The 4,107-nt window shown below is 43.6% G+C and carries 5 protein-coding genes; 2 read left to right on the top strand and 3 right to left on the bottom strand.

The annotated features are described in order from the left end of the window. Positions 1 to 123: 123 nt before the first annotated feature. Positions 124 to 1,047, top strand: coding sequence for an SPFH domain-containing protein (locus tag B9J84_RS00990; protein WP_013857314.1), 924 nt, complete (start codon positions 124 to 126; stop codon positions 1,045 to 1,047). 7 nt (positions 1,048 to 1,054) lie between these two features. Next, entirely contained in the window at positions 1,055 to 1,522 is a 468-nt protein-coding gene (locus B9J84_RS00985; RefSeq protein WP_094123320.1) for an NfeD family protein, read from the top strand. A gap of 121 nt (positions 1,523 to 1,643) precedes the next feature. On the opposite strand, the gene cueR is transcribed toward B9J84_RS00985, so the two are convergent. From cueR to B9J84_RS00970, 3 genes are all read right to left on the bottom strand, one after another. Then, the gene (gene cueR / locus B9J84_RS00980; protein ID WP_017043453.1) at positions 1,644 to 2,063 is read right to left on the bottom strand and encodes a Cu(I)-responsive transcriptional regulator; all 420 of its coding nucleotides are present in this window, start codon (positions 2,061 to 2,063) and stop codon (positions 1,644 to 1,646) included. 112 nt (positions 2,064 to 2,175) lie between these two features. Further along, positions 2,176 to 2,973, bottom strand: a complete 798-nt coding sequence (locus B9J84_RS00975) for a DUF2057 domain-containing protein (RefSeq protein ID WP_013857318.1) — start codon at positions 2,971 to 2,973, stop codon at positions 2,176 to 2,178. Between the two features lie 62 nt (positions 2,974 to 3,035). After that, on the bottom strand, positions 3,036 to 4,107 hold a 1,072-nt coding region (locus B9J84_RS00970), incomplete at its 5' end, for a porin (protein WP_143698818.1).

Below are 4,107 nucleotides of genomic sequence, written 5' to 3'. Positions count from 1 at the left end.
TTCATCCCCATAAGCACAATAAGCCCTATGATTGGGGTGAACGAACTTAGCTAACACAGCGGCCGTTTCAATAGAGAAAGGAACATCAACATTAGGATTATTTAATACTTAAAAGGAACCGTTATGGCTATTGATTCACTCGTCGCCGTTGGCATATTTGTATTCGTCGTTATTTCATTTATCTTTTCTGCAGTGAAAACCGTTTCACAAGGGAGCAATTGGACAGTAGAGCGTTTTGGACGTTACACACACACCCTACGCCCCGGTTTAAATATCATTATTCCGTTCATTGATCGCGTCGGACAAAAAATCAATATGATGGAACAGGTGCTTGATATCCCAGCACAAGAAGTGATATCCAAAGATAACGCCAATGTTGTTATCGACGCGGTTTGCTTCGTGCAAGTGATTGATGCTGCGAAAGCCGCCTATGAAGTTAGCGAACTACAACACGCCATTCGCAACTTAACTCTAACCAATATGCGTACCGTACTGGGCTCGATGGAACTGGATGAAATGCTCAGCCAGCGTGACATGATCAACACTAAATTGTTATCGATAGTCGATCAGGCGACTAACCCTTGGGGTGTAAAAGTCACTCGCATCGAAATTAAAGATGTACAACCACCAGCGGATTTAACCGCGGCGATGAACGCGCAAATGAAAGCGGAGAGAAATAAACGTGCTGAAGTGTTAGAAGCCGAAGGCGTACGTCAAGCACAAATTTTACGCGCCGAAGGCCAAAAGCAGTCTGAAATACTTAAAGCTGAAGGTGAAAAGCAGGCGGCTATTCTTCAAGCAGAAGCACGTGAACGCGCTGCCGAAGCGGAAGCTAAAGCGACAGAGATGGTTTCGAATGCGATTGCGCAAGGTGACATGCAAGCGGTTAACTACTTTATCGCTCAAGGATATACCGAAGCACTTAAAGCCATTGGTCAAGCAGAGAACAGCAAAATCATCATGCTGCCATTAGAAGCAACTGGGTTGATGGGTTCGGTTGCTGGCATTGCTGAAATGTTCAACCTGAAATCCTCACAAGATAAGTAGGCCTAACGTGATAGAGCTAATACAACAAATGAATTATTGGCACTGGCTCGCATTAGGCTTAGTGCTTGTTGCATTGGAACTGCTTGGAACTGCTGGGTATTTTCTTTGGTTAGGTATTTCCGCACTCATCGTTGGCCTTATCTTTGCGATGCTCCCCATCAGTTGGCAACTTCAGTGGATGGCTTTTGCAAGTTTATCACTCGTCACGACTTGGTTATGGTGGCGTAAACAATTTAAATCAGACCACGATGGTGACGAGACTCGTGATCTGAACCAGAAACAGAAACAGCTGATCGGACAAATAGCCCGTATTAAAGAGAGCGTTCAAGAAGGGGCAACTTTTCGATTACAGCTCGGCGATACGACGTGGACAGCAAAATGCCAGCAAAACCTAGAAGCCGATGTTGTGGTTAAAGTCGTAGGTGTCGAAGGAATTGTGTTGATTGTTGAGCCTAGAGAGAGCCAGCCTCATTAAGTAAACATCAGTAAGAAAGTACATAAAAACCAAAAGTGATGAATTGCTTTTGGTTTTTTCATTTATGGGCAGCCCAATTGTAGTGTGTGCCTCCACAGCTCATTAGCTAATGAGCTCATTTTCACACTGACTTGTTCAAGTCGTTATGGCAACACTGCCCCTTCAAATTATCTATGATTGGGCATTCACTACCACCGTCGCCTGGACATTCGGTAATCCACTCTTCTAGTTGCAACTTAATCAATGAAAGCTCTGCCAGCTTCTGTGATACTTGTTTCAACTTCTCTTGCGCTTTCTCTTTGACTGCAAAACTGGTCCGGGACGGATCGTTGGCAAGGGCGAGTAAGGATTTACATTCCTCTAAACTAAAACCAACGCGCTTGCATCGCGCAATAAGTAAAAGATCATCAATATGCGCTTGTTGATAATGACGGTAACCATTTTCTGAACGAAGGGGCGGCGATATCAGCCCCTTCTCTTCATAAAGACGAATGGACTTAGCGGTAAGTGCTGTTAACTGAGAAACTTGGCTAATATTCATAGGCTAACCATTGAGAAATACAAAGACAAAAACACAAAAGGCATGGGAGTGAACCATGCCTTGTTAGTGCTAAAAATACAATGAAATGCCATTTACGCAAGAAAAATAGCCTTTACTCTTGGCTAATCAGCCACGCTAGAATCGCCGCTTTATCGGCTTTGTCAGTTTTCTGGTACCAATCGGCCATCATGGTCACTAGCTTATTTTCGCTCACCAGCGGCTGATTAACAGCGGCACGGTTTGCAAAGGCCCAATTGGCAAATTCTTGTTGCTCCGCGCTAGTTGCTTCGCCATAGAGATACTGCACCATTGTGAAACTAGTTGGCACGGCAGTCGTTACCGGCTCTGCACTGATTACTGTCTCACTAGCTTGAGCAGGCATTGGAGCTGCTTGACCACGTTTTTGATTAAATCCGACCTGATTCAGTGCACTGATTGAGGCGACTTTCGCTTGCGAATTATATTGATAGAGCTCTTTTTCATAATCTCGGATCAGTGAAAAACCTTGTGTGACTAAAACGTCTTGTTGAAACTCCACTGACTGCTTAGCTGCATTAGTCAAGACAACCGCAGGGTTCTTATCAAATGCTTTGGCAGTGGTTTCATCTTTGACCATCGATGCCGGTTTAAGCAGCACCTTACTATTGCTTTGATTAAAACTCACCACGATCGCCGGTGATTTATATTTATTTTGATTACCACCAAAGTGAATTACTTTGTCAAAACGTACCAAAAGCTGGTTTGCGCCATCAGGTAGAGTAATTTCATTGGTATGGCCAAACGATATTTCAGGTTCAACGCCATTCACGGCTAGAATCTGGAGGTTTCGATCTATATTCACCACCACATCAGCGTAGGAGCTAGCAGAAATAACCATTCCTAATAACGCGCTAATCATAAGTTTGTTCATTATTACCTCCAGTTAAAAGGCGAGCTATCGCTCGCCTCGATTTACACTTTTAATCTATATGATTAGAAGTAGTATTCTACACCCATCAAGAAACGAGTTTGGTCATTGGCATTAGCATTGCCTTTGCCATCACCGTCAGCAGGGGTCATCATATCGTAATTACGCACGTCAAAGTAGAGTACTGCAGATGGGTCAAGTACATACAATGCGCGTGCTGTAATTGCACGACTACTACTTTCTGCTTGTGTTTCACCGCCAAATTTCGCTTTAGTCGTAGCAGAATAACCTGCTTTAAATAACCACTCAGATGTTGCCCAGTAAGCTAGTGTTGCAGAGTAAGCATCCTGTTTTTTCTCAACATTATTTACTTCGTTAGTCATATGTTTCCAAGCAGCTGTCAAGCTCAACTTGTCAGTAATAGATACGTTACCACCAACTAAGTAATAAGCAGCTTGGGCTTCGTCTGTCTTAGCAGCCGTTGCATCAACCCATTTTTTCTCACCGTTAGAACTGTCAAATTCATAGTAGCCATCTTTAGCTGCAGTTACAGTTTTCTCTTTCGAACCAAGATAAGCACCACCGTGGATACCAAAACGTTCTGCGTTATAAGCTAACGCAAAGCTCACTACTGCGTTATCAGTAGAGCTTTCCATTTTGCTGGCAGATAGAGAGTATTTGAAACCACTGTAGTCTACAGAGTCGAAACGGATCACGTGGTCTGCACGGTCTTGGTAACCTGCACCAATTGCATTGTGCCAGTCAAATACATTACCTAAACCTGGGTTTGAGTGTGGCCAGTCTACATAATCGTAGATAGAAACAAGTTGACGCCCGACTTTGACTGTACCTACATCATCAAATGCTAAACCAAGATAGGTATCACGACCACCAAATTGACCACCAGTATCACCATTAAATGCGTTAGATGTTTCAATTTGCCACACAAAATCAGGGCCAAAATTATTGAATGATTGAGTGCCACGAAGCCCGACACGTGATTCAATTTCCACACCAACAGTATCATCTTTCGCGCTATCACCTTTACTTTCAAAGTAAAGGTTACCAGCAGCTTGACCGTACAACTGGACATTGTCCGTTAGTTGAGCAGCTTGAACACCAACTGCAGCCATAGCA

Source organism: Vibrio sp. V03_P4A6T147 (genome assembly GCF_002241085.1).
GTDB lineage: Bacteria > Pseudomonadota > Gammaproteobacteria > Enterobacterales > Vibrionaceae > Vibrio > Vibrio anguillarum.
This window is presented reverse-complemented; position numbering and strand designations above follow the sequence as displayed.

Bases quoted from the DNA above. Each gene is read 5' to 3' on its own strand.
- B9J84_RS00990 (WP_013857314.1), top strand. From the start codon at position 124: ATGGCTATTGATTCACTCGTCGCCGTTGGCATATTTGTATTCGTCGTT.
- cueR (WP_017043453.1), bottom strand. From the start codon at position 2,063: ATGAATATTAGCCAAGTTTCTCAGTTAACAGCACTTACCGCTAAGTCC.
- B9J84_RS00975 (WP_013857318.1), bottom strand. From the start codon at position 2,973: ATGAACAAACTTATGATTAGCGCGTTATTAGGAATGGTTATTTCTGCT.